The sequence below is a fragment of the Eubacterium uniforme genome, assembly GCF_900167115.1.
GTDB classification, from domain to species: domain Bacteria; phylum Bacillota; class Clostridia; order Lachnospirales; family Lachnospiraceae; genus Eubacterium_S; species Eubacterium_S uniforme.
The window spans coordinates 1-26,144 of sequence record NZ_FUXZ01000015.1 but is presented as its reverse complement, the minus strand read 5'-3'; the positions used below and the strand labels follow the sequence as shown (position 1 = coordinate 26,144).

Sequence of the window (26,144 nt, the reverse complement as noted above, 5' to 3'; positions counted from 1 at the left end):
TTCGTTCGTGCCAATTCTTTTAAATTCAAACATCTTTATACTTCTATAATTCTTTCACCAATTTCTTTTACCACATTTATAACATCTTCAAAAGTTGTATTTTTAGAATATACATTATTATTTCTATAATTTTCCCATACTTTTCTCAGTTCGTACTCTTTTTTCATATCTTCATATATACTAACCCATTCATCCAATTCACTTTCAGAACCACGTTTTATTACAGTCCTATTTATGGCTTTCTTCAAAACATTATAATCTATCTCATTCTTATATAAACTAAAAAACATATATAAATCGTAAAAATCTCTTGCTCTTGTTATACCAATATTTCTTCTAATAATTGTTTCAAATTTTTCAGCAATAATTGTCTCCTTATTGTATGCCTTAACAATTATATCATCTCCATCCAAAATAGTTTTATATGAATAATCAACAGCAGCAGGCGTAATTATATCTCCTGTTGTTATATCTATCTTCATATCATTCGCTATCCTTCCATAATGAGCAATAATATAAACTCTATAATCATTATAATCGTCATCTTCTCGAATTGATTCAATCTTTTTATACTCAAATCTTATATCATCACCAACATCAATACTTAATATTTCACAAACTATATCTATTATTTCTTTTTCATTCATAGTAATTCCAGTTACCGTAGTATCCATATCCATAGTCGTTCGTTCCGAAATACCAACCATTGAAGATATTAACAATCCTCCTTTAAGAATAAAATTATTTGAATACTTTGATTTTGATAATCTCTCTAATATTCTTTCAAATAAAAAGATCTGCAAAACTTCTTGAGATTGTAACTCTCTTTCCTTAGCAAATGCTCTCACTTGCCCTTTTAATTGTTCAGGTGTCCTTCTTTTCATCACAACACCTCCATGTAATTACGAACCTTGTTTTCAATATTAAAACACTTGGCATATTTTAAAATTTTTCTTGGATTCGATTCTGATTTGAAATACTCACGTATTGCTTGAATAAAAATCTGTGAATCAATATTTTGTTTATTCCTAATTATATCACAAATACACCGTTCCTTATCATATACTCTTACAACATATCCTTGGGGAGTTCTTATATTTTCAATTCCCAAATCCCATAATTCTTTTTTACAATAATGAAACTTTGTATTTTTATATGTTTTTTTAATTCTTGAAACATTATCCCCTTGTGGAACAGTGATTTCCAAAATATGCGGTACTCTATCAGACATACCATGTAAATATAATGCCGTTCCATGCGAATATATTAACTTATCTGATCTATTTTGTATTATTTTATACTCATCTGGTTCATCATCATTAAACAAATATCTTCCGTGTGACTCCTTTATAATAATACCTTTTTCTAAAAGCCCATATAACATAAATCTAGTAATCCCTGCACGCTGAAAATCACCTAATGTTACAACTCCACCATGTTCTTCTATCAACAACCTAATACCATCTATAGTATAATCCATATTAAACACCTCCCTATTACATTTTGTTCTTTAATTATATCATTTTAAAGAACATTTTGTAAATACATCATATAAAAATTCCCTGGTTACCCACCAGGGAATTTATTATTTCTTTTTAATTGGAATCCAAAGTTCACAGAATACTTCTGGTCTAGTACCATCGAAGTAAAGTTCATAGTCTGTTTCTTCTGCTGCTTCGTAACCCATCTGAGGCAAAAACTCCTTATAGAAGTTAGTCCAGGTCTTTGCGATACAATCACCGTTTTCGCCTACGCAGTCAAAAACTACATAAGTTCCTGAATTAACATCCCAAATACGGAATCCTTTCTTCTCCAAATCTGCCTGATCAAACTCTGCGGTATCTTCATCAACAATAATTCCAATACCATATTCGAATGTATCTTTTCCTTCTGTTGTTGGACTGCAAAGACCATAAAGGTCACGCTTTCCATCTTCTCTTAACATCCAAATTGGAGATAGCATCTGATTGCTGTTACACTCACCCCAGAAGTCTGCAACGTCATGATTTGCTTCGTCATTAATAATTCCATTACTAAATTCTCTTACGAGTGCAATAAATTTCTTTTTTTCTGTTTGAACTATACGATAATCCATACTCTTACCACCTTTCACAGATATTGTAATCGTAAGCGGGTTAAAAAGAGTTAGTTTACCGACTTCTTCTCTGGCTGTCTTAGGAGCGACACCATGAAACCTAGTAAATGCCTTAGTGAAACCTTCCGGTGTTTCATAACCATACTTCATCGCCAAATCGGTAATCTTCGCATCAGTCTCTACAAGTTCTCTTGCCGCCATAGATAATCGGCGATTACGAATATATGTATTTGCTGTAAATCCCGTCACAAAACTGAAGGCTCTATGAAACTCATAACTCGACGTGTGCACCCGCTTCGCTACGTCTTCATAGTTAATCTCCTCAAGGAGATGATCCTCCATATAAGTGATGGCTTTTTGTAATGCTTCAATCCATTCCATACTTTCTTCCTCCTGCTTACAAATACATTATGTACCATCTCAGAAAAAAATACATTTCCCGGTTTGCGAAAATCTGTCAGGTTATATCAAAGTTCACCGTTTTTTTCATTTTCTCTTATACCAATTTCATTCATCACTTTGTCCTGATGACCTTCTATGGTTAGCAAAATCAGTAGAACTACAAAAATAATCCCTGATAAAATCCATGCACCAAAAGCTACCATTCTAAAACTAAAGACATATAACACTAAACCAATAAGAATCAAGATACCAATCCATTTAAGCATTATGCTCCCTGGCTCTAGCATATTCAATTTATGTTTATAACGTTTTCCCTCGCTCATTTTTCATGCCTCCTCCTAGTACATCATCCTGAAATATACATTTACTTTGCCTTACATGATAGCTTCTCAACTTCTAATCGAAAAACCGCAACTGCATCAACCATTTCTTTAGAATACTTCCACTCAGATTTTCCAGAAATATGATTCATTAAAATATTTAATCCTCTTATTTTTTCTTCATTATCTTCAACTATTGATAATCTACCAGTACCAATAACACTTTGAAACTTAGCTGAATAATCACATGCAACATCAGCCTCTAATAATTCATATTCACCATCAATTTCAAATCCAACCTTTGGTGAGGTTTTACTAAGTTCATATTTTCGTCCAGCTTTAGCTCCATGAAAATAAAAAATATCTTTTCCATTCTCATTTATATAACCATAATTAAGTGGAACAATATACAAATCTCCATTATCATAGAATGCAATTCTAATAATCTGCTCTTTTGCAATAAACTGTTCAATTTGTAATTTATCTGTTATTTCTCTATCACTTCTTCTCATTTATTACTCCTTCCACTTATACCATTCTGGTGTATCTCCAAATCTTTCTGAAAGATAATCACCACCTTAACCTTATTCAAATCTAATCAATACATAATCAAGTATTAAGATCTATATTAAACCAATCATTTTCATCACTAATTAACCACTCTAGAGCTCTACGTCTCTCAACAACCACATCGAAGTTTACATTACCAATAGGTGTTTCTGGATGAATTTGTTTTTCAACGCAAGCCCAATGATAGCAATAGAATAAATCTAGCATATTCAATACTTTTTCTTCTCTTAAGTGTGGAACACAATTAGTGCCCTCAGCGATAGATCTCATATCAAAGATTACAGCATCTCCACTACATATTTGACTTACATCATATTCATATTTATCAGCCTTATAGTCAATTGCCCACATTAGCGTAAACACACCTTCATAAGTCCAAATAACATCCACCACATCTTGTTTACTATAATTATTTTCTAATATTCTTCGTTCTTTATCCAGCAAATACCTTTGATCGCCTTTACACTTTTTCATAAACTCGATCATATATTGTACAGCTTCATCATAGTCTTCTCCATTTCTTATGGAGCAAGCAACTTGAATTGCAGTAAATGCTGCAATTATTCTATTCATTATTTCATCATCACTTTTAAATTTTACTTCCTCAGATGAAGGTAAAAGAGGCAAATTTTCATTTATCTTTACTCCCTCTTTTCTTAACCTTTCTAATGATTTACTTCTTCTTTCTGCAGGTGTAATTTTTTTACCACCAAAAATATTAAATAATCCCATATTGTGCCTCGCTTTATTTATTATTGATTAGTTTGTCTTATTTTCCTCATTAACACGTTCCGGATAGATGAGAGATAAAAAGTTTTTATGATAATATGTTTCTTCTAACACCGTTACTTCATCATTCTCATCATATATAACAACAACACCATCTTCCCCTTCACGTACCCAAGGAAAATCCAAATGATAAACTCTTTTTCCACTTCTATAAATGGAAATAAATTCAATCTTCAATTCCTCCATGAACTCTTCCTTAGACATCGTATCACCGCAATCCGTAACTATTGAATCCTTGTCTCCAAGATAATGCTCAGTTACTGCTAGCTTAACTCTATAATCTATCCTCTCTCGATCTTCATAACGTCTAATAAAACGTTCAAACCCAACAGATGCATCTTTTGTACCAGGTGTATCTACTTCTATAAAAACTCCAACCGGTTGATAATATAGATCTGAGGTTTTCTCATACCAATCTATATCAGCTTCATAGCCAGTTTCGATTGGGTCATCCCCAGCATATAAAAAGGACCCACAAGGTAACTCAACAACATTCGGATCAACTTTCTTTTCAGTTTCTTTCTTTTTCTCATCTTTATGAAATAATTTACTAAATAAAAACATAATTTACACTCCTACCAATTTTAAAAACTTTACTGTTCTAATATACCATACCAATCAATTATTTTATAGTCAGAACCTATGCGGATAATTCAAAAAAATAGAAGTATACCATTTATAGTACACCTCTATTTATCAATTAATATACTAGTAGACCCTAAAGTCCTCTTATAATACTTAAGTAATCCTGCCTTTGATCTACAACTGCATATACAATAACCTGTTTCTTATTATCATCAACTTTATAAAATACTAAATCTTTCTCTAAAATAAGAACTAAATATCCTTGACGCCTTAACACATTATATTTTGGCTCTACTCCAATGTATGAATTATCCTCTAGATTCATAATTGATTTTTCAAGATAGTCCAGTTTTTCCAATGCTACATCATTACCAAAGTTTTCGGCAACATAAAGAATGATTTTACGAATCAACGAATCCGCAGTATCTGTTCTTATAACTTCGTACTTCAATCCTTGTCCTCCTTAAGAATGCTTCTTAAATCATTAAAAGTATCCTTCATAGGTGCAACTCTTCCGTACTTTACATCCTCGTCTGCTTCTGCAAGAATTTCCAAAAGTTCAATTCTTGCCTTCATTCTTTTATATTCCTCATACCCAAGAGAAACTGTATCTCCTCTTCCATTTACTGTAATAATAACTGCTTCATTATTCTCACGACATTGTCTAGAAATTTCATTATAATGATTGCGTAAATCTGCTGATGGTCTGATAACTTCCTGTTGTGCTAACATAATTATCACCTCCATTTTATATAGACATATTATATCATTTTTTGTCTATATTTGCAATTATTACAATCTGAATTTTGAACCCTACAATTTCTAAGCTTTCTATCCAACAACCTCTTTAACCCATTGTTCCAATTCTATAACTTGTACCGTGCTCGACAATCTTTTTCCATCTATTACATTTGCTCCATCTGCAAGCGCCTGCATATTCTTTGCAGAATTTCCCAGTCCACTTCCACCTGATGTACAGAATGGAATAACTGTAATACCGCTAAAATCATAACTTTCCATAAAAGTATCAATGATTGATGGTTCACGATACCACCATACCGGGAAACCAACAAATACATATGTATACTGTGACATATCATCCACTTTACTACTAATTGCTGGTCTACAGCTTCTATCATTCATTTCAACAGAACTTCTACTATTCTTATCCTGCCAGTTAAGATCTGCGCTTGTATAAATCTGTTCTGGAACTATCTCAAACAAATCAGCGCCTGCTGCCTGTGCTAAATTCTCTGCAACTCTTTTTGTTACTCCACTTGCACTAAAATATGCTACCAATACTTTACTCATTCTACTACCTCCTAGATTACATACTTTCTCTTATAATCTGTTTTACTTCATCCTTTGTTAAAACCTTATATCCGCCCTCAAGGATAAATGTTCCTTCAGTAATTCCATCAATCATATCCTCTGTCGCTCCAAGTTCTGATAAACTCATTGCAACCCCGATTTTTCTCATCCAATTTTCCATAGCTACAAGTCCTTCTTCAGCCACCTGCTTATCTGTTTTTCCCTCTGCACATACATTCCAAACCTCTTCAGCAAATCGTTTAAATTTGGCTAATCCATATGGCATAATAAATCTATAATATGGTAATGAAACAGCCGAAAGCGTCATACCATGTGTTGCATCAGTATATCCGCCAGCAGACTGTCCAAGCATATGAACCATCCAGTCTGTGCTCTTTCCTCTAGAAATCAAAGTATTCAAAGCCCAAGTAGCTGACCACATAATATTAGAACGTGCTTCATAATCCTCTGGATTTTCAATAGCAATCAACGAACTATGAATAACCGATTTCATCAACGCTTCTGCTATATAATCACTAGTGTTATCATCATCACCAGAAAAATACTGCTCACATATGTGATTAAAAATATCATAGATTCCAGCGACCATCTGTCTCTTTGGTAGACTCATAGTGTACTTTGGATTAAGTATTGAGAACTTTGGCATAACCTCCTCTCCAAATACATGTCCTATTTTCTGATGAGTTTCATGATTCGTAATAACAGAACCTGCATTCATTTCCGAACCTGTACCTGCCATTGTAAGCACACATCCTACAGGTACAATCTCACATGTTGGTTCTTCAAAACGAATATAATATTTTTCCCATGGATCTTCATCACAATTAATTGATACAGATACTGCTTTGGCATAATCACAACATGAGCCGCCACCTACAGCCAAAAGAAAATCAACCTTGTTTTCTTTAGCTTTTGATACACCTTCTCTTAATTTCTCAACCGTTGGATTTGGCATAACACCAGCATCTTCAATTATAGTTTTTCCATTAGTTTCTAATATCGAAACCACCTCATCATAAATTCCATTTTTCTTTATGGAGCCTCCTCCATATATTAACATTACATTTTTACCATACTTTGGTAATTCCTCATTTAAATATTTTAGAGAATCATCTCCAAAATAAAGTTTTGTTGCGTTCTTGTAACTAAAATTTCCTAACATTTTAAACCTCCTAAATCATTTAATTATTTCAGTTTATTGTATTCATCTTCTGATACCGGTTCGCACCACTCTGTAGATGCTTCCTCGCCTTCTACCTCTATAGCCAAATGCGAGAACCAGCTATCCGGTGCTGCACCATGCCAATGTTTAACCTCTGCCGGAATATTAATTACCGTTCCCGGTGTCATTTCTACAGGTGCTTTTCCCCATTCCTGATAATACCCTCGACCACCTACGCAGATTAGCATCTGACCACCGGCACTTTTTGCATGATGAATGTGCCAGTTATTTCTACATCCTGGTTCAAAGGTTACATTGAATAGTGGAATTTGTTCTGTTGAAATTGGGGCAAGATAACTTTGTCCAACAAAATATTTACCATATGGATTTTCTTCACCCATCGGAAAGAAAATCGTGTTCTGATACTTGTCCTTTTCCGTTAGTTCCACCATTTTCTCATTGTATACTTCCTTCGCTATATTAAAGACTGCCCATGCTTTTGGCCATCCTGCATAAAATGCAACATGTGTAATCGCTGCAGCCATTTCTTTTTGTGTTACACCATGATTTTTAGCATTCATAATATGATATTTTAAACTGCTGTCTGTTATTCCTTGCGCCATCAATGCAACGACAGTAATTAAACTACGTGTTTTGAGATTAATATCTCCATTATTCCAGTTTTCTCCGAAAAGAATATCATCATTGAAACGAGCAAATTCCGGTGCAAACTCACCAAGTTGCTCTCTCCCCGCTGTCTGTACAATTTTATTGTTCATAGATTATGCTCCTCCTATTTTCTTATAAATTTCTCATCTTTGTCTCCATTACCACTTTCATCTGAAAGAAACCGTTCTACTGTCATATGTAAATCATATTTTTTTCGAAGTTCTGCAATAGCTTTCATCATAGGCGAATCATGATGTTCATCAATTGCCTTTTGATTTTCCCAGCTATCTATTAAAAGTACAGTATGTGAATCTTCCATTGAAAAAAAGTATTCATATCTCAGATTTCCATTCTCATTTCGAATCGATTCAACCACTCCGCTACTTACCATTTCTTCTGCGAACTTTTTTGCATTTTCGCCTTCACCCGTGTATCTTATATTAATTGTAATTGCCATATTATAACCCCTAACATTTATTGCATGCTATGCATCCTCTTATCTCTTTTTCTCCTACAACCATGCCTGGATTATTTTCTTTGAATCCTTCACCTGCGTTCCTTTGATTGCAAGACCTCTACTATCTACATTTGCACCCTTACATATATTTTTCACATCAGATACCATACTTCCAAGTCCCGATCCTTCATGAGTGCTGATAACTCTAATTGTCTTGCCTGAAAAATCAACTCCCTCTATTGCAGTCTCAACCTCAGGCGCATATGTCCCCCAATAAATAGGACTCATAACAAAAACCGTATCATACTCTGATATATCTGGTAGTTCTTCTTTGATTGGCGCATTTCCCACGCGCACCTTTGCTTCCTCTATGCACTTGTTATACTCGGCAGAATAAGGCACTAATGGCTCAACTTTAAACATATCTGCTCCCGTCAGTTCCTGCACATATTCTGCAGTGATTTCAGTATTTCCTTTTTCAATGTAACCAACTGCATAATTCTCATCTGCTCTACTAAAATAAATAATCAAACTCTTACTCATAAAATTCTCCTTATTCTACTTCTATTGTGACAGTTACATTATCACCGGATAATAATTCCTTTATCTGCGCTTTGGACATATTTATTTTTCCAAGTCTTGTATATTCCCAAGAATTTGATCCATAAAAAATCACCATCTGATTACTGGAATACAAAACGATATCTCCACACTCTGTCGTAATGTCTTTATCATTACTAGGCAATACACTTCCTATCGAACCAACCTGCTCAAAGCCACCATATTTCGACATCTTTATTTTAGTTGTTTTTTTTGCTTAGCCAATCCATTAAAACAAACAACAATGCCTACAAGAAAACAAAAAAGTATCATTCCCAATACTCGCTTTTTCATATTGTACCTCCAACTATTATTCCCACGTTAACTTTCCTGTTTTCTGTGCCACCTCATATCGTCCGATTTTGTATTCTAATTTTTCCAATGCTATCTCATATTTTTTCTTATTTTCAATAATCTGTTCTCTTACTTCTTTCAAAAGATTGGTTCTCGCATCAATTGTTTTGTCGCCTTCCTGAAAAAGTTTCACGTACTCAATCAACATTTCAACAGGAACCCCTGCATCACGCATACATATAGCATTTTCAACCCAATTAATATCTACTTCCTGATAATCTCTTATCCCACCTGGTGTTCTTGTAACTTCAGGAATAACACCTACACGTTCATAGTATCTAAGCGTATCCGGCGTTAAATTATATTTTTCACATACTTCCTTAATCGTCATATCATCACCTCCGATAATATAATTATACAACTTGGAGTTAACTCCAAGTCAAGTTTTTTTATAAAAAAAAGCATACATTACACACTGTACACTTCTATAAATATTTACTCTATTTTGATTTTGCTTTCTTTGCTTTCTTTTCCGGTAATTCTTCATACATACCTTCCAATAATTCTGCAATCAAATCCGTATCATCAAATCTATCAAATACGTACATCAGTGTTTTTGAACCTTCATAAGGATAACGCAATTCTAATCCCTCAAGTAGTCTATCCGATGTCGGTGTTCTCTTTAAAAACAATTCATTACCGCAAATATCACCTATCAATTTACCATTAAAGTACACAAGGTATCCACCCATCATAGATCTTATAACAATATCACCAAATGCTGAAAAACTCTCACGTACATATTCATTAAATTCGTTCATTATAATTACCTCCATAACAAGTTATAAGCGTAAGATTTTTTACATAATTATTCCAATATCGAATCTATTATTTTTTCATAATTATCATCTATCATTAAAACTTGATCGTTCATAGACTTAAAAGAATCAATATATTTCTTATTTTCAGCCTTAATCCATTCAACTGTACAATCAGAATCATCTCCTCTTGATTCTATATCCGAACCATGCTTTTTAATATCAGAAAAATGACGCTCTATATATTTATCAGTCATTGCCAAACAAATAAACTTAATCTGTGAGAGGTAGTCATCCTCGAATGAAGATTTCCAATCACTAGGAATATAACAACCTTCCACTATAAGATTTTGTTTATTCTCAATAGCCGTCTTAATAATTTCACTCACTATAGGCCACAGATAACCTGTTAGTTCATCGTCATCATCACATGGAGTAAGTTTTGTATTGCCACTTCTTATTAGTCCCATTTTCAAATGATCAATAGATAAATATGGATATTTATATTTTTCAAGCATTTGCTGCGCTAACACTGTCTTTCCTGTATGTGATGCTCCTGTTATTATAATAATCATTTTGTTACCTCTACTAATTATTGATTTGTTATTATTTTTCACTTTTCCGTTGTATTAATGCAAGTATAATTTCAACTATTCCCATAATAATCTGCCATACTGACAAAATATAATTCTTCCAGTATATTTGTATAAGACCAGTAACAATGAAACATATACCCATGATTAACATTGCTATCCAAACTCTATTCCCTTTCATAACTCCTCCATTTTTTATATGCTTCATTAACTGTTTGTTTATATATCTTTATATCACTTTCATATAAGTACGAAATATATTCTTTTAGCTTATCATCCTGACAATTCATCCTTGGACCAAGATATGTAAATACTTTCTCAATAGTATCTATCCAATATTTATCTCTTTCATCTTCACTCATATCACTATATTTTGAATAATCAAATGGAATAACTATTTCTGGATATCCTTCAGTAAAACAATGTCTAACACAAATCTCTTTTACAAACGGACTACAACATATATTAAGTTGTCGTAAATATGAATTATTAATATATTTTGTTTTGACAGAAAAAACATAATCTAAAAAATCAGAATCATTCCTTAATATTTTAGTACACGATTTAGTCTTATTTTCATCTCCTAAATAATCAGAAAAAATATTTATACTCTTTAATCTCATAAAAAACTCCGATTTGTTTATTCTCTATCCCCAAATGTAAAACAATTACCATTTTCATTTATATCAGTTTGCATCCACCCATAGATGATATTTTCCACAATGAATACATTTAAATAAATATCCAGACATATCTCCATCTTTATACAAATATTTCTCAACATCTTCAAGAGAATATGCATCATCACGCTGAACATATTCTCGTAACACTTCATCTTTGATTCCTAGTTTATCTAATTCTGCAATTCCAACACGTCCCAAATACTGACAATAGTCATCACAACATGCAAGCCAATAATCATCCTGCCATCCCAAATATCCAGGAGTTCTATGAAATAACTCATCCCATTTTTCAGGATCACTAACATGATCTGCGTATGAAACAAATTCTGCATCAAACTTTTTTGCTGCCATCCCATTACTTACACATTGTAAACAAATACAGTCAACTTCTTCTGCTGTATAAAGATGCTCTATGTATTCATTTACTTGTTTTCCACAACACTGACAAATATCTGTTTTACGAACAAGAATATCATCATCATAAATATTCGGATGATATTTAAATTGAATTCTCTCCATATCCATTTTCCTCACATTTTTAAAAATTCTGAATTTATCCCGCTATGCATTCAACGACGAAATTAATTGATTCACTGAAAAATGTTTTGGATTCAAGTACTTAATTCCACTTTCTATGATTTCAAAAGCTTCATAATCAAATTCGATACTATCATCGTTCATAAAATCATCATCAATCCATTCTATTTTTCTAGATTTATCAAAATACTCTTCTAACAATTCCTTATTCAAAACTTCCGTCTCAAAATTTTTAACAGGGATATATTTTATATCAAATTCTTCTGTATCCGCTTTTAGTTTCGTCAGCAAATCCATTCGCACAAATGCAAAACTTTCGTTTTCCAGAAAATATGCAACTATCTTATCTTTCGATAATGATATAGCATCATCTATTCCCATATCAGAATCATAGTACAATGTTTCAATATCATCTAATCCCGCTCCAGCTAAATGATAATTTCCTATTATAGCCTCCAACTTATAACATAAGGAGACTCTTTTTGTTGACTTGTCTTTTTTTTCACTCAAATTAATTATCTTCATTATTTCAATAGAATCTCCTTTTCCATATTTACTTCACACGTTTTCCATGAATTTCACAATCTTGAATACGTGTGCCATCATCAATAATCATTACATTTTCCCATTTAAAACTATTTGCTGTTATCTCAGAAAATATCCAATATGAATTCTCATCATCCAGCACTTTGCCGATAAGTTTATCACCTTCTTTTGTAAAACGAAGTCTCTTCATGCAGTAATCGCATGTATAAACAACGTCATAACAATTCTCAAAATGATTGAACATACGTAAAGAAGAACCGTATTCACCATCAGGCTGTGGTGCAGACTCCTTAGTTGCTCGCGAAGGGAAAATGAAAACATCTTGAATTCCTGCGCCTTCAAGAACTCTTCTAAAAATCCATTCGCCTTTTACATATCTTTTCTGTCCGTTCAATTCATCATAATAATCACAATCCCAATCACCAAGAAGTGGTGCGAACCAATCATATTCATCAGGGATTTTATCTGTCTTTTGTGACAATAAAGCATCTACAAAACTATCCATTTTTTCACCTTCCTTTTCAAGTTTTTCTGTTATCTTTATGATATCATACAACCACGTTTTGATTTGACCAAAAGAAAATCTGGTTTATGGAAAAGGTCATCCTGATCAGGGAACCTCTTTAATATCTCATCTGTAGGAATAGGTTCTATCATCTTTTCTATAATAAAACCATTTTCGCTCAGGGTATTTACAATGGTTGAAAACATTCGATGATATTTCTTTATACCTTCGATAAACCACTCAGACTCTCGCTCTCCTTCTCTGGCATAGTTAGCAAGATTAACATAGAGCTTCTTACCATTCTCATCCTTGGTCCAACGAGGGATTTCTCCACTATAAGTAGTATTGATAGGATTTTCCTGTGAAAAAATAAAGTACCCATCCACATTTAGCTTGTCATGGATTTTTTTAACCACACCCTCAAAATCCTCCACATAATGAAGTGCAAGAGAACTTATTACTACATCAAACTTACCTTCCACCTTCTCAATATCCTCAATTGGAAGAAGCATATAGCTAATCGCCGAATGGGGGTTTTCCTTTCTAGCAACTCCAAGCATTTTCTCCGATATATCAATTCCAACAACCCTAGAAGCACCTTTATTTATAAACTCTACACAGTGCTCACCAAAGCCACATCCAAGATCTAATACACTTTTGCCCTTAAGATCAGGAAGCAATGAAAAAAGAGCTGGTATCTCAAAAAGATCATTTGCATTACCTTCCTTATCCCTTATAGTCTTATACCCCTCAAAAAAAATCTCGTTATCAAAAATATTCTGTTTAGCCATTTTTTACAATCTCCTTTGCGGTATTAAGCATATAACTTTTCACCGTCAAATAACAGGACACAAAGTGAGCAAATGCCCTGTTTTAGCCATGGGACACGTATGTCCCATAGTTTTATACATTCGATTCTTTCAATATAGCCAAGTCAGATTTCTCATATCTATCCTCCCTAACGAATATCAATTTATCGTGCAAAATCAATCATTAATCGCAGGCAACACTTTTTGCTCAATAAATTCAACCCTGTCAAAAATCCTCGGTTTGAAAGTACCTGTCATTCCCACAGATACATTTTCCTCTTTGTTTACATAGATTATATTTCCGCTGTCACCAATTGCAGCAAATACCTCTTTATCATCATATGGCTTATACCATAAGTAGCCATAGTTCATAAAGCCAAAACGTTCACCAAGCTTAATATGAGCTGTCAACATGTCTTTTATGTATTCTTCGGAAATAATCCTCTTTCCGCCATAAAGCCCGCGACCCAAAACAAGTTCACCGATTACAGCCATATCTTTCGCCGACATGCATAATCCCCATCCGGCCGTAATTGTGCCCTGAGGATCAGAGTACCACTCATATTTTCTAGGATTCTTATTCATGAAGAAATCAAACTGATCTTCTTTTGAGCTGACACCATGTGGAATTCGCTCCGGAAGTCCCAGTAGCTCAAAAAGATTTTTGTTGGCGAAATCTATGCATTTCTCTCCTGTTGCTCTCTCTATTATTCCAGCTAAAATCTGGATTCCCAACGTAGCATATCTAAACTCGCCAGTAATCCCTTTACGACCACCAAGAAAATCAAGTGTTGCAATAGTAAAGTCATTTGAGGTGCATACTTTTTTCCAAGGCTCTGAATTTCCCTTATACGGAGCTGTCATTGTGAGTAGATGTCTGATTGTGACATCATATATAGTCTTCTCTCCACGTTTTACAGTATAGTCAGGAAAAAAAACCATCACCTTCTGATCTACACTCTTAATACATCCTTTATCCAAAGCAATTCCTGCAAGCAATGACATTACACCTTTAGTCACTGAATTAACATTCATAGCATCTTCAGACTTAAATCCATGCCAGCAATCATCATATATAGTCTCACCATCTTTAATTGCAAAAATCTGGCAAATATTACTTTCATTTCCTGTGCTACCTGAAATAAATCTGTGAAGTTCTTCTTTATTCATCATTTTCCACCTCTTTGTTAAGATTTGGACGTCCTAAAAAGATGTTAAGTTAATTTAAAATTATTTTCAAGTATTTTCTTATATTTCATTAATCAATGACAAGCATTGTTCTTTCAACCATACAGCTACACCATCTTTATCGTTTGATAATGTTACGCCATCTGCAATATCCAGCACTTCTGGAACGGCATTGGCTAACGCTATTCCATAACCGCATATTTTAAGCATTTCAATGTCATTATTCAAATTCACACAATTTATTTTTTAATTATTTTCTTCACTCATCATACCACCTATAACTTCTAAAACAAATTACTATTCCTCATTCCGATATACTCAATTTTATCATCGACTATTGAACTGCAAATAAATTTTTCTATCAACTATATAAAAAGAAGCATACATCCACTGCACGCTTCTACAATAAGATTATTTATTTTCATACTCTATTATTTTCTGATTTTATATCCTACTGGTTACTCCAGTATCGATTAATATCTTCCGGCAAATTTTCAATGCTATTTCCAATAACGGTAAGATATTCCTCTTCAACGATATCTGGAACAATAAAGTACTTTCCGTCTCCATTTATTCCAAATAGTTCTCCCCCGCCATTGGAACCGATGATAAAACCATCCTTAAGGTATTCCTGATAATCTTCGTTTATCTCAACCAATTCTTCAAAAGGATAAAGCAACAACCAAGATTTGCCTGTATCTCCTTCGCCGCCATTATGCTTTTTCATAAAGTCAATATACTCAACAGGAATCGGTATATTGTTTATACTTTCAATAATTTCTCCTTCATACGGATCATTAAAATCAAATTTTGCCCACATTTTTCTTTCCCCCTTCCAAGACATTATCTTTCCGATACAATTATTTTAACTATTAACAAGCTTTCCTGTTAATATATTGATTTTCATCTCTTTCCATCCTCCATGTGGATCCATCTCACAAGAAATATCCATCTACAAAAACTCTATTAAAAGTGAAATCCTTAAGATTAATTTCTTTTTCTATCAACTCTTCTAATTTTCCGATATTATTCATCAGAACCAAAAACAACCATAACTATATAATTTGAATATTGAATGAAGAATATATCAAAAACAACGTAAGTATAGAAATGTGAAAAACACCTTTCACACTCGTCACTTAATGGCTCTTTTAATCTATAAATCGCCTTGATGTCACCAATTTGAAGGCGAGAACCACCTAAGAAATATTTAATGCACTCACTTTCTTTATCAGAATGATTACACTTGTATGAATCAAAAAGTGAATGAGTCATTTGCTCAAAATCAACCATACTCTCCACAATTTCAAACTGCAAATTATCAATTAATCCGGAGACTTCACTATCATATTTCCTCATTCGTTCTTTTATCGAAGATACCAAATTGTCTTTATTCGCTTCAAAAATATCCGCTTCTACAGCCCAATATTTAGGGAGTATTTCACATAATGTTTGATCTGCCAATGTTGATACAAGACCTGCCAGAAACGCTGTTTTTCCATCTATATTCTTAAAATATTCATAAAAGGCTGACATAATTCCCCCTTCATTTGGTTACGCATAAAGCATCTAAAACTATTCGCTTCATTCCGACAAATTGGAAGTTGTTGAGTCATTGTCTCGACTATATTTATTCTTGTAATAATAACTCAAGCCCAATATTTAGATTATCAATAATCTCTTGAGCAGCATTTCCTTCTTTATCTCCATACCAAAATGCTGGCACTTTTCCAATATCTTGATTAATATCTAGAATGGTAAATTCAACAAAATTGTATGGCCGAAAATCAGGTCCTGATATGCATAACTGACCTAAATAATTATCTGAATCTATATTCACTACCAATTCTTTCGCATTATCTACCTCTATATCAATATCCAGTTTATCCGCATATAAAATTTGAATATTATAAATCCATTCCTTACATGCCATTAATATTTCCTCATACATAAGATAGTTTCTTTACTCCTTAATCCTGAAATAATTGTTCAAAATAGACTCTATTTTTTCTAACTATTTCTTGCATATATGCGATTATATTTTCTTCATTTTCAAAAATCCATTTATCTATAATTTCCGACTCTTTAATCCATTCTTTCGGATACTCAAAAACATCTTGGTACTTTTCATCACAATAATCGTGATTCCCTAAAGAATACATCCTGCATATTTCTTCGCCTAACGAATATTTCTGAAGATACTTGATAACCGCTTCAACTTGATCTTTGTGTGTGGCTTCATAATATGTCCATACGCCACTTCGTAATGATGTTCCTTTCCAAGAAGATAACTCTATAAATACAGTAACAAAATCCGGCTTATCCTTTACATTATTAAGCTCTAGAAATAATTCTGGCTCTATAAGATAAAAATCATCGTTGGAAACTTCTATTCCTTTTTTTATAATACTTTTAACTTTCATAACCTATCCCTATAAATCCCGATTTATCTTAATTCAACAAACTGTAAGTTATTCATTTAATTCAGCCTCAATCTCTTCAATAGTAGGCATACTACCTCTGAACTCTTCTGGTATAAGTTTTGATAATTCATAACTGGAAATACCAAGTGGCTGGCTAGTAGATTCTAATGCATATTGGGCTTCTACTTTATCCATATCTTTACAAATCAGAAGTCCCAAAGTAGGATTATCCGCTTCTGTTTTCATCTGATGATTAACAGCCACAACATAAGTTCCCAGTTGACCTGCATATGAAGAATCAAATTTTCCTGTCTTTATTTCTACAACAACATAGCAATGCCTTTGAGTATTGTAAAATAATATGTCTATAAATTTTTCAGTATCTCCTACCTCAATTCTCACTTCCTTGCCCATATAAGCAAAGCCAGTACCTAACTCCATAAGGAAATTATTAACTTTCTCTATAAGCGCATCCTTTAGTTCCTTTTCATCATACCTTTCACGCAAAGTCAAAAAATCAAAATTATATGGATCCTTTGTAATCGCTTGTGCTAAATCGCTCTGTTCTATCGGAAGTGTATTAGAAAAGTTAGTTATTGCTTTGCCCTGGCGTTCATACAAATCCGTTCCTAAAAAGTTTAGTAAAACATCTCTTGACCAATTGTTTTCAATAGTTTTTCTGATATAAAACAATGCCTTTGCAGAATTTCCTTTGCATTTATCAAGTATTATTTTGTTATGTCCCCATGGAATTCTAAAAATGATTTGTAAATCATCCCCAACTTGGGGACGATTTGCATCTGTAATCAATTCGTCCTCAACCTGAGGATAAATCACTGCATCAGGATACATCTCATAAAAGTATCTCATATATTTCAAATTAGTTGGAGAAAATGATTTCACATCTGGCAAAATGGATTTCAAATCGTCACTTACCGTTTTATAAAAGCCCATTCCATATCCGAATTGTTCACTCATAGATGAAATACCCTTACCAAGTTTCCAATAAAATCTTAGCATTTCATCATTTATCTTCATAGAAGCTCTGATTTGGCTTTTTCTAAAATCAGTAGATATTCCGGTAATCCACTCCTTATATTCATTATCAACCTTAATCAACTCACTCATATATAATCCTTTCTAATGTGTCAGTTCGACAACTTCCGATTTGTCTTAATCGATAATACTGAATTTTATTTTTTTATCAACATGATATTGTTTACCTGCTCCGTGAGATATAATTCCGTATCAGTCTCTACCAAACTGTAACTCTCTATTACTGCCTTATCATGTTTCCTAAGCACTTCCTCGTATCCGTATGCCGTATCCTTCTTTTTAGGGAATCGTATTGAACTGTCAAAGCTGTCGACGATAATGAGTCCGTGTCTGCTGCAGATATCTATCCATTCATCCTTTGTGTAAAATTTTATATGCCCATCCTTCTTGAGTCGCATATAATCATCAACGAATCGTTCCTTATCACATTCATTAGGGCACGGATCTGAAATAAATAATTTACCACCGTTCTTCAGAACTCTGCTCACCTCTCCGATACTATGCTCTATATCAGGGAAATGATGCAAAGCATATCTTGTCACAACCAGATCAAAATAGCCCGCCTCAAAAGGAAAATCAATTCCTTCATAACTTACAAATGACAAATTATTTATTCTTTCTGCTGTTGCTCTCGCTTGGTTTGCTTCAAGTGCAGCATTCACGATATCCAAACCTATCACTTCACAACCAGGATTGTTCTTCGCAATCGGAAAAGAAAGATACCCACTCCCGGTTCCGAGATCAAGAATCCGCATCCCATCACTAATCTTCACAAATTCAAGTATCCTATTTAGATGCTCGAAGTCCTGCGTCTGTCTATTGTAAAAATCTCCTGTAGCAAAGCTTTCTTCAAAGCCCTTTCGTGTATCATTTATGCTTTCTTTAATATTCATAGTTCCCAATTTTTCCCCTTCTATTATTCAAAAAATTATATCTTATGTGCAGTAATGATTGTATAACTTTTTGCATTATCTATCTCTTATTTATCTTCAATAATCATTTGTGGATTTTCCATACAGATATCAAAAACAGCACCGCAATCTTTACATCCTTTTGCTGTTAATGTTGAATAATTTTTCGTAAATGGAAGTTTCTTTTGAGATGTATTCGTTGTAAACACTAATCCTCCTGTTCCAGTTGAAAGCTTACCTTCAACAATATTCGAAGAACCACATTTCTCACATTTCATTTTGTTATCCCCCTCTAAATCATTATATAGTCTAAAATTAATTTATACTGTTATAATATACCATAATAATCCATCGTTTTATAGTAAAAGTACCTATACGAATTTTTTCCTGTATTTTTCAGAAAAATAGAATCATTTTAGAATCACTCTCACTTAATTTGTGATTCTAACCAAATCACATGTTAAGCAAATTCATAACCAGCTTTACCATAACTTCCTTTTCCTCTGAATTAGATTCTGCAATCATAAGTGTAATAGCAACTAGCTCTCCGTCACCAATACGTTTATTGCCATCTCTAAGTAATGCATCATTTCTCTCCAAAAATTCCAAAAACAAAGAAGCCGCTATTCTCTTACACCCATCCGCAAACGGATGATCTTTAATCATAAAGTATAAAAGATTTGAAGCCTTTTCTTCTATGGAAGGATAAGCATCTTCTCCAAATGCGCTTTGATAAATAGCGGAAATGATACCGTTTACTTTTCCTTTTTCTTTTTCCACTCCAAACACATCAGTCTCAAATGAATCCTTCATGTGCGAAACCATTTTCATACAGTCGTCATAGGTAATCCTATAAATAGGTTTTGCACCCGTAGGCTTTACTATCGCTTGATGATCGTACTGGTCTAACAGAATTAAACTGTCTGTATATAAATTAACCGCACGAAGTACATCTTTCTCCTCAACATTTAACGCATCCGCCAGCATTCTGGTTTGAATATCAACTGTCTTTTGCAATACATGTAAACGCTTCTCATTAATTGCATAACCGTCGATCATATATTGCTTCAATATTTTACTGGCCCATTGGCGAAATTCGATACCTCGTTTTGATTTAACGCGATAACCAACAGAAATAATCACATCAAGATTATAGTATTTCGGTGGTCTTGATGCATTATTTGTACTTCTGTCGAAAATTTCGACAGAAGTATCTTTCTCAAGTTCTCCCTCCTTGAAAATATTTCCGATATGGTATGCTATAGATGATCTGGCAGTAGCAAATAGACTACTCATTTGTTCTTGCGTCAACCATACCGTATCTCCATCCATAGGCACAGATAAAGTCACTTCCTTATCAGATGTTTCAAATAAAACAATTTCATTATTCTGCTCCATCTATATCCTCCCTCCTTACACTTCCTCTATCATCCAAAATCTTTTCCATTTTTGAATAATACAATATCAATCTCAAAACGTAGTCCGGCATCTTTCTTCTTCCGGCTTCCCATTCCTCTAATGTACGAATCGGAATATCCATATATTCGGAAAACTGTTTACGATTAAGCCCCAAATCCGTTCTAATATTCTTCAAGGTTTCTATCTGATTTTTTAATTCTTCCTTTTTATCTCCCATAATAGCCTCCTGTATACCACACATTGTGTGGTTTAATTATTTCAATAATATTTGTTTTTATCAACTATACATAATAAAAAAGCGGAGATTTCTCTCCGTCTAAACAAAAACCTATTATTTTATATATTCTCTCTTCATTTCTTGTGCTGAAAATTAATCCAAAAAAATTCAAATAAAACAGCAACGATTATTAAGATTATGGCTATCACTCCATTTATTCTTGATAGAACACTTCACGTCAATTAAATCTTCTGCTTTTGGTGGTGTCTCACCGGTATTAATTGTTACAGGATCTTTTGCACGATATTGATATATCACGAGAATCACAAAAATCATTGCAACGATTCTGCAACGGTTATACATATCTTTTTATACACTTTATTTTTTCCATGTATTACACCACATATAATTTTTCTTTAATCTCGAAGTTTCAAAAATTTCATTCTATGTTCTATCAAAGAATCTTTATTTGCTCCTCCAGCAAATTCAATATCATTATTTTGAACTTCATCATCTTCCCATCCACAAATTAAACATTTGTCATGAATATCATCTATAATCCCTTCATTACAACATACACACTTATGTGGATACTCTTCATATTCCATATTTATATTATCCATATTAATTTCTATTTACAAAATACTACTTAAATAAATCAAATAATGAAAAAGCTCATTTTTCTATATACCTTGTTATACGCTACTTTCTTTGAATCCTTTATTGCTCCCATTCCTTCTTTCCAATATAATTCTTTTAAATATTAACAAGCTTTCCGGTTAATATATCGATTTTCATCTCTTCCCTTCCTCTGGGAGGATCCATCTTGCAAGAAATATACATAATTCGCTCTTCTATTCCATCTATTCCGATATAATGTTCAATCAATGTTTTTTTAGAATATATTCCGTAGCTACTCTATAAAAACAATACACAAACCATATAATCCATGTAACCTCCCATCTTTTAGTTATAAGACTCACTATGAGATATAAAATAGCTACCGTGATAGCGATTATCCAATTATGTATTTTCTCCTTTCTTTTCTGTTCATTAATGGATATATCTACCAAATCATTCAATAGTTCTTCGATTTCATCATTTTTTTCAAATCTTTCACCCGTTAGTATCTCAGAAACAGATATATCTAATGTCTCCGCTAATGGTTCAATTAGTGAAATGTCCGGAAATCCTTTCGCTGTTTCCCATTTTGAAATGGTTGCATTTGATACTCCTAACTTTTGCGCTAATTGCATTTGAGTAAGTCCTTTTTCTTTTCTAATCTGTGAAATAAGATTTCCTGTTTTCTCATTGTTCATTTTAAAGTCACCCCTTTGTTTTTCTTAAATAATAGACAATGATTGTTGTTCAAGGCAATCAACGCTGCGTATAATCGCTCTACTCTTCATAGAATGGCGATATTCCTAAAAACCATTAGTAAGATTAACTGAAATATATTTTCCGATAAAACTTACTTACGCCATTTTAATAAACCGTAAGTTGTCTTTCCAAATAGTTTAAGAGTATTCATATCCCATTGCCGTCGCAACTACCTGGGCTTTTTCACCACCCATAAGCATGCCTAACAAGGCAATAGCAACATAAGGCGCTGTTTGAGGGCAAAAACTTGTTATCACGTTTATATCTATCACAACACTCTGATTAGGTATCACTTCTGCGCCAAACTCTGCAAGTTGCTTCTGCCTTCTTCCAGCTCCAAGATGATATGTTGTGGCTTTTCTTCCCTTAAGTATTCCACTTGCGCCAAGCGGGAGCGCCCCAACACAGACAGAAGCTATATATTTATGAGAACAATCGAATTCTCGTATAAGATTTAAAAACCGTTCATCATAAGCATCCTCATAAAACCCAAATTCTTCAAACCCACCGGGGATTGCAAGTGCATCATATTCGGAGGCATCTATCTCTTCATAGATTTTATCAACCAAAACAGGAATTCCAAAAGCGGATACAACGGTTTTAGTGAAGCCGACGGTAACAACTTCTAGCGCCATATCATAATCATTTCTCGCCCATCCCATAACGTCAACAAATGGTGCGAACTCCATAGTTTCAAATCCCTTACAGCAAAACAGCAACACTTTCATATACTTTTCTCCATAATATCAAAACACAGATAATCCCCATTTTCAGTTTCAATCATATTATACCCTGTCGGTTCATATCCACGCTTTATATAAATCTTTTTCGCTGGAAATGATGCATCAAGAACTATAGTTTTGTTTGTTTTACTAATCATTTTCTCAGCATAATCCATTAATAATCTACCGTAACCTTTATGCTGATACTCAGGACGTACAAACAACCGGCAGATTTCATTATTGGAAATGGTAACAGTTCCTACACAAACATCATCCGCTTCAAGAAGATACACCTTCCCAGCAACTATATCATTCAATATTCTATCATCAGCGTGATGATTACAAAAAAACTGCACTACTCCTTCTGGATAGTATTTAGGATATACCAGTTTTATTGTAGTCTGTGTTATATCCTTTACCGTCTCAAAATCATTTTCTTTCGCCATAAAAATACGTGCATCCATATTTATCTCCATACAAAGCATATTTTATTTAACTGTAATTTATTTTTCTATTAACCTTTTTAATATACCACACAACTAAATTCTTTTAAAGCAATAACACTTTACAAAAGCTTTCAACATCATCTTAAAAATACTTATATTACTTTTGGTCCAAAAGTGTATTTTCTATCAACCATATAAAAAAGAAGCATACATTTCATTCACTGTACGCTTCCATTAACTAATCTATTTTATTTTCCTATATATTCAGCTATCGTCACAATCAATAAACCTAATGTCAAAAGCACTAATCCTATTATCTCTTTTATCACACTCTGATCTTTAGTTTCTTTATAATACAAAATCTTTTCTAATAGCTCTGAAATTCCTAAGATAGTCATAATACCAAAAGCATATTTTTTCTCCGCAATAAGAAAATTAATTATACAAAATACCATCAGTAAACATTGCGTCCAATTCCATACAACATGGCTATTTTTTTCTTTTATAGCACGCTTGGTTTTCCATTCATTTAATACATCTTCTTTAGTCATACTATCCTTATCGATCATATTGCCTCCTAATGTTTAAATTCAACTTTCTAAACTCTTATCCAACTTTTCGCCCATTGGGCCAAAAGTGCCCTTTTCTTCAAACGCACAAAAAACATATTTTGCTATACACCTATAATAGTAAATACCTCATACTCTAAATATGTTTTTTCAACCCATTGATCAGCCTCCAATATACACTCAAGAACTTCTCCACCAATTTGTTGAGCTTTTTGCTTTATGCAATTCCATAACGCCATGTCAATTTCAAATTCAGAATATTCGTTATAATCTGGAATAACACTTTTAAACAAATTTAAAATTCCAAGTTCATATGCATCATCATCACTTATAGAAATAGAATCACTCTTCCAAAATGTATGGCCGTCAAAACTTCTCAACTGTTATCCTTATCACAAAGATAAAAACCTTCTTATAAACATTCTATTATTATTATCAACAAATAACCCTCTGGATCCATATGATTCACAATATATTCTTAACAATTCATTTTCTTCGAATAAAAATCTTATTTTTTCATTTTCGATATTTTTATATAAATAATAAACTTCATATTGTCCATACTTATCATATCCCGAGTCAAATATTACACTCTGTCCATCTTCAGTAGGTAACATGAATTTTGCCCCCTCTATATGAGGATCAAAATCTATTTCTTTATCCCCACTACATTTTACTAATTTAAACTCATCATAATAGTAATACCAAATATTATTATTATTATCAACATTTAATGCGTAACAATCAGCTATGCCACGATCAGCACAATATATTTGCTCGCCTTTTTCATTCCATACAACTAGTCCAGGTTTACCTATAGGTGGAGCACCTACTCGATTTCCCCAACCTAAATTTCCGAAAACACCTTCATCAAAATAACTCGTAACAATTGTATTATCAGGTCTTACATATACATCCCGAATAGCATCTCCAAAACAATACTTACTAATCACTTCACCATCAAGAGTTAATATTGATGCATTTTTATCTGGATTTCCATTATTATAGTTTGAACGACATCTAACCATAAGAATATTGTCTCCTATAGGGTGAATAAAATAAAATCCAGAATCAAACTCGCCAAGATTATGACATTCAGAATTCTTAAGTTTCTCTTCATCCCAATCCACATCTAGAATTAGTAGCCTAAATTGTGCACGATTATTTCCACAAGGTTCTTGTTCTAAAATATATATGCGCCCGTCAACACCAATACGAAATAATGTACGGATACTCTTTTTTAAACCATATTTTTCATAAAGAACATTAATATCTATATAATTAGTAAATTTACAATCAATCATATTATACTCCTTCTATACATTTTTATATTATCACACCTTAGTCTACTTATAGAATTCCTATCTATCTTTTCGCCCATTGGGCCAAAAGTGCACTTTTCTTCATACACACCAAAAACATATTTTACTATACACCTATAATAGTAAATACCTCATACTCTAAATATGTTTTTTCAACCCATTGATCAGCCTCCAATATACACTCAAGAACTTCTCCACCAATTTGTTGAGCTTTTTGCTTTATACAATTCCATAATGCCATGTCAATTTCAAATTCAGAGTAATCGTTATAATTGGGAATAACACTTTTAAACAAATTTAAAATTCCAAGTTCATATGCATCATCATCACTTATAGAAATAGAATCACTCTTCCAAAATGTATGGCCGTCAAAACTTTCTTTTTGAAATTCATGATATACAGTGTTTTTTCTCTCATTATCACTTACAAAATATTTCATTTTTCTCCTAAAAACTGATTTATCATCATCTATATAACTACAAATTAACTTTCCATTAACTTTTTTAATATACCACACAACTAAATTCTTTTAAAGATATAACACTTTACAAAGAATTTCAACTTCATCTTACAAAACACTTATATAACTTTTGGACCATTGGGCGAAAAGTATATTTTTGCTGCAAATTTTTGCAGTAAAACACAGGGGTTTTTGTATTACTGGCTACCCTTAAAAGGGTCTTCGTATTCTCTTACACTCAACTTATCTAATGCAATATCCTGCT

Annotated in this window: 43 protein-coding genes; all 43 read right to left on the bottom strand. The window is 33.0% G+C overall.

Annotation, left to right across the window (positions count from 1 at the left end; all coding sequences use genetic code 11):
• Positions 1-35: 35 nt before the first annotated feature.
• Positions 36-884 (bottom strand): nucleotidyl transferase AbiEii/AbiGii toxin family protein, encoded by an 849-nt coding sequence (locus B5D16_RS10800; RefSeq protein ID WP_078766999.1) that lies wholly within the window; start codon positions 882-884, stop codon positions 36-38.
• Complete coding sequence (locus B5D16_RS10795) at positions 884-1,480, bottom strand: type IV toxin-antitoxin system AbiEi family antitoxin domain-containing protein (RefSeq protein ID WP_078766998.1); 597 nt, start codon at positions 1,478-1,480, stop codon at positions 884-886. Before B5D16_RS10795 ends, B5D16_RS10800 begins: the two co-directional genes overlap by 1 nt.
• A 105-nt stretch (positions 1,481-1,585) precedes the next feature.
• Complete coding sequence (locus tag B5D16_RS10790) at positions 1,586-2,476, bottom strand: AraC family transcriptional regulator (protein WP_078766997.1); 891 nt, start codon at positions 2,474-2,476, stop codon at positions 1,586-1,588.
• Positions 2,477-2,562: 86 nt separating this feature from the next.
• Positions 2,563-2,820, bottom strand: a complete 258-nt coding sequence (locus B5D16_RS10785) for a hypothetical protein (protein WP_078766996.1) — start codon at positions 2,818-2,820, stop codon at positions 2,563-2,565.
• Between the two features lie 41 nt (positions 2,821-2,861).
• The gene (locus B5D16_RS10780) at positions 2,862-3,329 is read right to left on the bottom strand and encodes a pyridoxamine 5'-phosphate oxidase family protein (protein ID WP_078766995.1); all 468 of its coding nucleotides are present in this window, start codon (positions 3,327-3,329) and stop codon (positions 2,862-2,864) included.
• A gap of 97 nt (positions 3,330-3,426) precedes the next feature.
• Positions 3,427-4,119: a DUF4272 domain-containing protein gene (locus B5D16_RS10775; protein ID WP_078766994.1), complete on the bottom strand. Its 693-nt coding sequence runs from the start codon at positions 4,117-4,119 to the stop codon at positions 3,427-3,429.
• 27 nt (positions 4,120-4,146) lie between these two features.
• A complete protein-coding gene (locus tag B5D16_RS10770; protein WP_078766993.1) occupies positions 4,147-4,740 on the bottom strand; it encodes a hypothetical protein in 594 nt (197 codons plus the stop codon).
• Positions 4,741-4,894: 154 nt separating this feature from the next.
• A complete protein-coding gene (locus B5D16_RS10765) occupies positions 4,895-5,212 on the bottom strand; it encodes a type II toxin-antitoxin system RelE/ParE family toxin (RefSeq protein WP_078766992.1) in 318 nt (105 codons plus the stop codon).
• On the bottom strand, positions 5,209-5,493 hold the full coding sequence (locus B5D16_RS10760) for a type II toxin-antitoxin system Phd/YefM family antitoxin (RefSeq protein WP_078766991.1): 285 nt from the start codon (positions 5,491-5,493) through the stop codon (positions 5,209-5,211). Before B5D16_RS10760 ends, B5D16_RS10765 begins: the two co-directional genes overlap by 4 nt.
• A gap of 99 nt (positions 5,494-5,592) precedes the next feature.
• Complete coding sequence (locus B5D16_RS10755; RefSeq protein ID WP_078766990.1) at positions 5,593-6,072, bottom strand: flavodoxin; 480 nt, start codon at positions 6,070-6,072, stop codon at positions 5,593-5,595.
• A gap of 16 nt (positions 6,073-6,088) precedes the next feature.
• Complete coding sequence (locus tag B5D16_RS10750; protein WP_078766989.1) at positions 6,089-7,255, bottom strand: iron-containing alcohol dehydrogenase; 1,167 nt, start codon at positions 7,253-7,255, stop codon at positions 6,089-6,091.
• A 23-nt stretch (positions 7,256-7,278) separates the two neighbouring features.
• A complete protein-coding gene (locus tag B5D16_RS10745; protein ID WP_078766988.1) occupies positions 7,279-8,034 on the bottom strand; it encodes a carboxymuconolactone decarboxylase family protein in 756 nt (251 codons plus the stop codon).
• A 14-nt stretch (positions 8,035-8,048) separates the two neighbouring features.
• Entirely contained in the window at positions 8,049-8,381 is a 333-nt protein-coding gene (locus B5D16_RS10740) for an antibiotic biosynthesis monooxygenase family protein (protein WP_078766987.1), read from the bottom strand.
• Positions 8,382-8,435: 54 nt separating this feature from the next.
• Entirely contained in the window at positions 8,436-8,924 is a 489-nt protein-coding gene (locus B5D16_RS10735) for a flavodoxin (RefSeq protein ID WP_078766986.1), read from the bottom strand.
• A gap of 10 nt (positions 8,925-8,934) precedes the next feature.
• On the bottom strand, positions 8,935-9,174 hold the full coding sequence (locus tag B5D16_RS10730) for a cyclophilin-like fold protein (RefSeq protein ID WP_078766985.1): 240 nt from the start codon (positions 9,172-9,174) through the stop codon (positions 8,935-8,937).
• Positions 9,175-9,291: 117 nt separating this feature from the next.
• The gene (locus B5D16_RS10725; protein ID WP_078766984.1) at positions 9,292-9,666 is read right to left on the bottom strand and encodes a MerR family transcriptional regulator; all 375 of its coding nucleotides are present in this window, start codon (positions 9,664-9,666) and stop codon (positions 9,292-9,294) included.
• A 109-nt stretch (positions 9,667-9,775) separates the two neighbouring features.
• Positions 9,776-10,096 (bottom strand): TfoX/Sxy family protein, encoded by a 321-nt coding sequence (locus B5D16_RS10720; RefSeq protein WP_078766983.1) that lies wholly within the window; start codon positions 10,094-10,096, stop codon positions 9,776-9,778.
• Between the two features lie 47 nt (positions 10,097-10,143).
• The gene (locus B5D16_RS10715; RefSeq protein WP_143405113.1) at positions 10,144-10,668 is read right to left on the bottom strand and encodes a P-loop nucleotide/nucleoside kinase family protein; all 525 of its coding nucleotides are present in this window, start codon (positions 10,666-10,668) and stop codon (positions 10,144-10,146) included.
• Between the two features lie 31 nt (positions 10,669-10,699).
• A complete protein-coding gene (locus B5D16_RS12495; protein WP_159444371.1) occupies positions 10,700-10,867 on the bottom strand; it encodes a hypothetical protein in 168 nt (55 codons plus the stop codon).
• A complete protein-coding gene (locus B5D16_RS10710; RefSeq protein ID WP_078766981.1) occupies positions 10,854-11,309 on the bottom strand; it encodes a hypothetical protein in 456 nt (151 codons plus the stop codon). The genes B5D16_RS12495 and B5D16_RS10710 overlap by 14 nt, the downstream gene beginning before the upstream one ends.
• Before the next feature lie 63 nt (positions 11,310-11,372).
• A complete protein-coding gene (locus B5D16_RS10705) occupies positions 11,373-11,888 on the bottom strand; it encodes a CbrC family protein (protein WP_078766980.1) in 516 nt (171 codons plus the stop codon).
• A 42-nt stretch (positions 11,889-11,930) separates the two neighbouring features.
• Positions 11,931-12,431, bottom strand: a complete 501-nt coding sequence (locus B5D16_RS10700; RefSeq protein WP_078766979.1) for a hypothetical protein — start codon at positions 12,429-12,431, stop codon at positions 11,931-11,933.
• Between the two features lie 28 nt (positions 12,432-12,459).
• A complete protein-coding gene (locus B5D16_RS10695; RefSeq protein WP_143405112.1) occupies positions 12,460-12,957 on the bottom strand; it encodes a hypothetical protein in 498 nt (165 codons plus the stop codon).
• A 35-nt stretch (positions 12,958-12,992) separates the two neighbouring features.
• Positions 12,993-13,748: a class I SAM-dependent methyltransferase gene (locus tag B5D16_RS10690; RefSeq protein ID WP_078766977.1), complete on the bottom strand. Its 756-nt coding sequence runs from the start codon at positions 13,746-13,748 to the stop codon at positions 12,993-12,995.
• Between the two features lie 195 nt (positions 13,749-13,943).
• Positions 13,944-14,936, bottom strand: a complete 993-nt coding sequence (locus B5D16_RS10685; protein WP_078767041.1) for a serine hydrolase domain-containing protein — start codon at positions 14,934-14,936, stop codon at positions 13,944-13,946.
• 78 nt (positions 14,937-15,014) lie between these two features.
• Positions 15,015-15,188 (bottom strand): HAD family hydrolase, encoded by a 174-nt coding sequence (locus B5D16_RS10680; RefSeq protein ID WP_200803988.1) that lies wholly within the window; start codon positions 15,186-15,188, stop codon positions 15,015-15,017.
• A 217-nt stretch (positions 15,189-15,405) separates the two neighbouring features.
• Positions 15,406-15,774: an SMI1/KNR4 family protein gene (locus B5D16_RS10675; protein ID WP_143405111.1), complete on the bottom strand. Its 369-nt coding sequence runs from the start codon at positions 15,772-15,774 to the stop codon at positions 15,406-15,408.
• A gap of 206 nt (positions 15,775-15,980) precedes the next feature.
• A complete protein-coding gene (locus B5D16_RS10670; RefSeq protein WP_078766975.1) occupies positions 15,981-16,490 on the bottom strand; it encodes a hypothetical protein in 510 nt (169 codons plus the stop codon).
• A gap of 94 nt (positions 16,491-16,584) precedes the next feature.
• Complete coding sequence (locus B5D16_RS10665) at positions 16,585-16,887, bottom strand: hypothetical protein (RefSeq protein ID WP_078766974.1); 303 nt, start codon at positions 16,885-16,887, stop codon at positions 16,585-16,587.
• Positions 16,888-16,924: 37 nt separating this feature from the next.
• Positions 16,925-17,377 carry a hypothetical protein gene (locus tag B5D16_RS10660; protein WP_078766973.1) on the bottom strand — a complete coding sequence of 151 codons (453 nt, stop codon included), beginning with the start codon at positions 17,375-17,377 and terminating at the stop codon, positions 16,925-16,927.
• 48 nt (positions 17,378-17,425) lie between these two features.
• Entirely contained in the window at positions 17,426-18,505 is a 1,080-nt protein-coding gene (locus B5D16_RS10655; protein ID WP_078766972.1) for a PDDEXK nuclease domain-containing protein, read from the bottom strand.
• Positions 18,506-18,570: 65 nt separating this feature from the next.
• On the bottom strand, positions 18,571-19,326 hold the full coding sequence (locus B5D16_RS10650) for a class I SAM-dependent methyltransferase (protein ID WP_078767039.1): 756 nt from the start codon (positions 19,324-19,326) through the stop codon (positions 18,571-18,573).
• Between the two features lie 86 nt (positions 19,327-19,412).
• Complete coding sequence (locus B5D16_RS10645; RefSeq protein ID WP_078766971.1) at positions 19,413-19,622, bottom strand: hypothetical protein; 210 nt, start codon at positions 19,620-19,622, stop codon at positions 19,413-19,415.
• 175 nt (positions 19,623-19,797) lie between these two features.
• Positions 19,798-20,742 carry a virulence RhuM family protein/type II toxin-antitoxin system death-on-curing family toxin gene (locus B5D16_RS10640; protein WP_078766970.1) on the bottom strand — a complete coding sequence of 315 codons (945 nt, stop codon included), beginning with the start codon at positions 20,740-20,742 and terminating at the stop codon, positions 19,798-19,800.
• Positions 20,729-20,980 carry a helix-turn-helix domain-containing protein gene (locus B5D16_RS10635; protein WP_035878185.1) on the bottom strand — a complete coding sequence of 84 codons (252 nt, stop codon included), beginning with the start codon at positions 20,978-20,980 and terminating at the stop codon, positions 20,729-20,731. Before B5D16_RS10635 ends, B5D16_RS10640 begins: the two co-directional genes overlap by 14 nt.
• A 416-nt stretch (positions 20,981-21,396) precedes the next feature.
• Positions 21,397-21,603, bottom strand: a complete 207-nt coding sequence (locus B5D16_RS10630) for a CPCC family cysteine-rich protein (RefSeq protein WP_143405110.1) — start codon at positions 21,601-21,603, stop codon at positions 21,397-21,399.
• Between the two features lie 261 nt (positions 21,604-21,864).
• Positions 21,865-22,299 (bottom strand): helix-turn-helix domain-containing protein, encoded by a 435-nt coding sequence (locus B5D16_RS10625; protein ID WP_078766969.1) that lies wholly within the window; start codon positions 22,297-22,299, stop codon positions 21,865-21,867.
• Between the two features lie 198 nt (positions 22,300-22,497).
• The gene (locus tag B5D16_RS10620) at positions 22,498-23,088 is read right to left on the bottom strand and encodes a DJ-1/PfpI family protein (protein WP_078766968.1); all 591 of its coding nucleotides are present in this window, start codon (positions 23,086-23,088) and stop codon (positions 22,498-22,500) included.
• Entirely contained in the window at positions 23,085-23,546 is a 462-nt protein-coding gene (locus tag B5D16_RS10615) for a GNAT family N-acetyltransferase (RefSeq protein WP_078766967.1), read from the bottom strand. Before B5D16_RS10615 ends, B5D16_RS10620 begins: the two co-directional genes overlap by 4 nt.
• Positions 23,547-23,776: 230 nt before the next feature.
• Positions 23,777-24,097 carry a hypothetical protein gene (locus B5D16_RS10610; RefSeq protein WP_078766966.1) on the bottom strand — a complete coding sequence of 107 codons (321 nt, stop codon included), beginning with the start codon at positions 24,095-24,097 and terminating at the stop codon, positions 23,777-23,779.
• Positions 24,098-24,201: 104 nt separating this feature from the next.
• Positions 24,202-24,477: a hypothetical protein gene (locus B5D16_RS10605; RefSeq protein WP_078766965.1), complete on the bottom strand. Its 276-nt coding sequence runs from the start codon at positions 24,475-24,477 to the stop codon at positions 24,202-24,204.
• Positions 24,478-24,489: 12 nt separating this feature from the next.
• Entirely contained in the window at positions 24,490-25,401 is a 912-nt protein-coding gene (locus tag B5D16_RS10600) for a hypothetical protein (RefSeq protein ID WP_078766964.1), read from the bottom strand.
• Between the two features lie 124 nt (positions 25,402-25,525).
• Positions 25,526-25,858 (bottom strand): hypothetical protein, encoded by a 333-nt coding sequence (locus B5D16_RS10595; protein ID WP_078766963.1) that lies wholly within the window; start codon positions 25,856-25,858, stop codon positions 25,526-25,528.
• Positions 25,859-26,144 lie beyond the last annotated feature (286 nt).

What these genes read in the sequence shown, in the direction of transcription:
- B5D16_RS10800 (WP_078766999.1), bottom strand. Translation starts at nt 884, where the DNA reads ATGAAAAGAAGGACACCTGAACAATTAAAAGGGCAAGTGAGAGCATTT.
- B5D16_RS10795 (WP_078766998.1), bottom strand. Translation starts at nt 1,480, where the DNA reads ATGGATTATACTATAGATGGTATTAGGTTGTTGATAGAAGAACATGGT.
- B5D16_RS10790 (WP_078766997.1), bottom strand. Translation starts at nt 2,476, where the DNA reads ATGGAATGGATTGAAGCATTACAAAAAGCCATCACTTATATGGAGGAT.
- B5D16_RS10785 (WP_078766996.1), bottom strand. Translation starts at nt 2,820, where the DNA reads ATGAGCGAGGGAAAACGTTATAAACATAAATTGAATATGCTAGAGCCA.
- B5D16_RS10780 (WP_078766995.1), bottom strand. Translation starts at nt 3,329, where the DNA reads ATGAGAAGAAGTGATAGAGAAATAACAGATAAATTACAAATTGAACAG.
- B5D16_RS10775 (WP_078766994.1), bottom strand. Translation starts at nt 4,119, where the DNA reads ATGGGATTATTTAATATTTTTGGTGGTAAAAAAATTACACCTGCAGAA.
- B5D16_RS10770 (WP_078766993.1), bottom strand. Translation starts at nt 4,740, where the DNA reads ATGTTTTTATTTAGTAAATTATTTCATAAAGATGAGAAAAAGAAAGAA.
- B5D16_RS10760 (WP_078766991.1), bottom strand. Translation starts at nt 5,493, where the DNA reads ATGTTAGCACAACAGGAAGTTATCAGACCATCAGCAGATTTACGCAAT.
- B5D16_RS10755 (WP_078766990.1), bottom strand. Translation starts at nt 6,072, where the DNA reads ATGAGTAAAGTATTGGTAGCATATTTTAGTGCAAGTGGAGTAACAAAA.
- B5D16_RS10750 (WP_078766989.1), bottom strand. Translation starts at nt 7,255, where the DNA reads ATGTTAGGAAATTTTAGTTACAAGAACGCAACAAAACTTTATTTTGGA.
- B5D16_RS10745 (WP_078766988.1), bottom strand. Translation starts at nt 8,034, where the DNA reads ATGAACAATAAAATTGTACAGACAGCGGGGAGAGAGCAACTTGGTGAG.
- B5D16_RS10740 (WP_078766987.1), bottom strand. Translation starts at nt 8,381, where the DNA reads ATGGCAATTACAATTAATATAAGATACACGGGTGAAGGCGAAAATGCA.
- B5D16_RS10735 (WP_078766986.1), bottom strand. Translation starts at nt 8,924, where the DNA reads ATGAGTAAGAGTTTGATTATTTATTTTAGTAGAGCAGATGAGAATTAT.
- B5D16_RS10730 (WP_078766985.1), bottom strand. Translation starts at nt 9,174, where the DNA reads ATGTCGAAATATGGTGGCTTTGAGCAGGTTGGTTCGATAGGAAGTGTA.
- B5D16_RS10725 (WP_078766984.1), bottom strand. Translation starts at nt 9,666, where the DNA reads ATGACGATTAAGGAAGTATGTGAAAAATATAATTTAACGCCGGATACG.
- B5D16_RS10720 (WP_078766983.1), bottom strand. Translation starts at nt 10,096, where the DNA reads ATGAACGAATTTAATGAATATGTACGTGAGAGTTTTTCAGCATTTGGT.
- B5D16_RS10715 (WP_143405113.1), bottom strand. Translation starts at nt 10,668, where the DNA reads ATGATTATTATAATAACAGGAGCATCACATACAGGAAAGACAGTGTTA.
- B5D16_RS12495 (WP_159444371.1), bottom strand. Translation starts at nt 10,867, where the DNA reads ATGAAAGGGAATAGAGTTTGGATAGCAATGTTAATCATGGGTATATGT.
- B5D16_RS10710 (WP_078766981.1), bottom strand. Translation starts at nt 11,309, where the DNA reads ATGAGATTAAAGAGTATAAATATTTTTTCTGATTATTTAGGAGATGAA.
- B5D16_RS10705 (WP_078766980.1), bottom strand. Translation starts at nt 11,888, where the DNA reads ATGGAGAGAATTCAATTTAAATATCATCCGAATATTTATGATGATGAT.
- B5D16_RS10700 (WP_078766979.1), bottom strand. Translation starts at nt 12,431, where the DNA reads ATGAAGATAATTAATTTGAGTGAAAAAAAAGACAAGTCAACAAAAAGA.
- B5D16_RS10695 (WP_143405112.1), bottom strand. Translation starts at nt 12,957, where the DNA reads ATGGATAGTTTTGTAGATGCTTTATTGTCACAAAAGACAGATAAAATC.
- B5D16_RS10690 (WP_078766977.1), bottom strand. Translation starts at nt 13,748, where the DNA reads ATGGCTAAACAGAATATTTTTGATAACGAGATTTTTTTTGAGGGGTAT.
- B5D16_RS10685 (WP_078767041.1), bottom strand. Translation starts at nt 14,936, where the DNA reads ATGAATAAAGAAGAACTTCACAGATTTATTTCAGGTAGCACAGGAAAT.
- B5D16_RS10675 (WP_143405111.1), bottom strand. Translation starts at nt 15,774, where the DNA reads ATGTGGGCAAAATTTGATTTTAATGATCCGTATGAAGGAGAAATTATT.
- B5D16_RS10670 (WP_078766975.1), bottom strand. Translation starts at nt 16,490, where the DNA reads ATGTCAGCCTTTTATGAATATTTTAAGAATATAGATGGAAAAACAGCG.
- B5D16_RS10665 (WP_078766974.1), bottom strand. Translation starts at nt 16,887, where the DNA reads ATGGCATGTAAGGAATGGATTTATAATATTCAAATTTTATATGCGGAT.
- B5D16_RS10660 (WP_078766973.1), bottom strand. Translation starts at nt 17,377, where the DNA reads ATGAAAGTTAAAAGTATTATAAAAAAAGGAATAGAAGTTTCCAACGAT.
- B5D16_RS10655 (WP_078766972.1), bottom strand. Translation starts at nt 18,505, where the DNA reads ATGAGTGAGTTGATTAAGGTTGATAATGAATATAAGGAGTGGATTACC.
- B5D16_RS10650 (WP_078767039.1), bottom strand. Translation starts at nt 19,326, where the DNA reads ATGAATATTAAAGAAAGCATAAATGATACACGAAAGGGCTTTGAAGAA.
- B5D16_RS10645 (WP_078766971.1), bottom strand. Translation starts at nt 19,622, where the DNA reads ATGAAATGTGAGAAATGTGGTTCTTCGAATATTGTTGAAGGTAAGCTT.
- B5D16_RS10640 (WP_078766970.1), bottom strand. Translation starts at nt 20,742, where the DNA reads ATGGAGCAGAATAATGAAATTGTTTTATTTGAAACATCTGATAAGGAA.
- B5D16_RS10635 (WP_035878185.1), bottom strand. Translation starts at nt 20,980, where the DNA reads ATGGGAGATAAAAAGGAAGAATTAAAAAATCAGATAGAAACCTTGAAG.
- B5D16_RS10630 (WP_143405110.1), bottom strand. Translation starts at nt 21,603, where the DNA reads ATGGATAATATAAATATGGAATATGAAGAGTATCCACATAAGTGTGTA.
- B5D16_RS10625 (WP_078766969.1), bottom strand. Translation starts at nt 22,299, where the DNA reads ATGAACAATGAGAAAACAGGAAATCTTATTTCACAGATTAGAAAAGAA.
- B5D16_RS10620 (WP_078766968.1), bottom strand. Translation starts at nt 23,088, where the DNA reads ATGAAAGTGTTGCTGTTTTGCTGTAAGGGATTTGAAACTATGGAGTTC.
- B5D16_RS10615 (WP_078766967.1), bottom strand. Translation starts at nt 23,546, where the DNA reads ATGGATGCACGTATTTTTATGGCGAAAGAAAATGATTTTGAGACGGTA.
- B5D16_RS10610 (WP_078766966.1), bottom strand. Translation starts at nt 24,097, where the DNA reads ATGATCGATAAGGATAGTATGACTAAAGAAGATGTATTAAATGAATGG.
- B5D16_RS10600 (WP_078766964.1), bottom strand. Translation starts at nt 25,401, where the DNA reads ATGATTGATTGTAAATTTACTAATTATATAGATATTAATGTTCTTTAT.
- B5D16_RS10595 (WP_078766963.1), bottom strand. Translation starts at nt 25,858, where the DNA reads ATGAAATATTTTGTAAGTGATAATGAGAGAAAAAACACTGTATATCAT.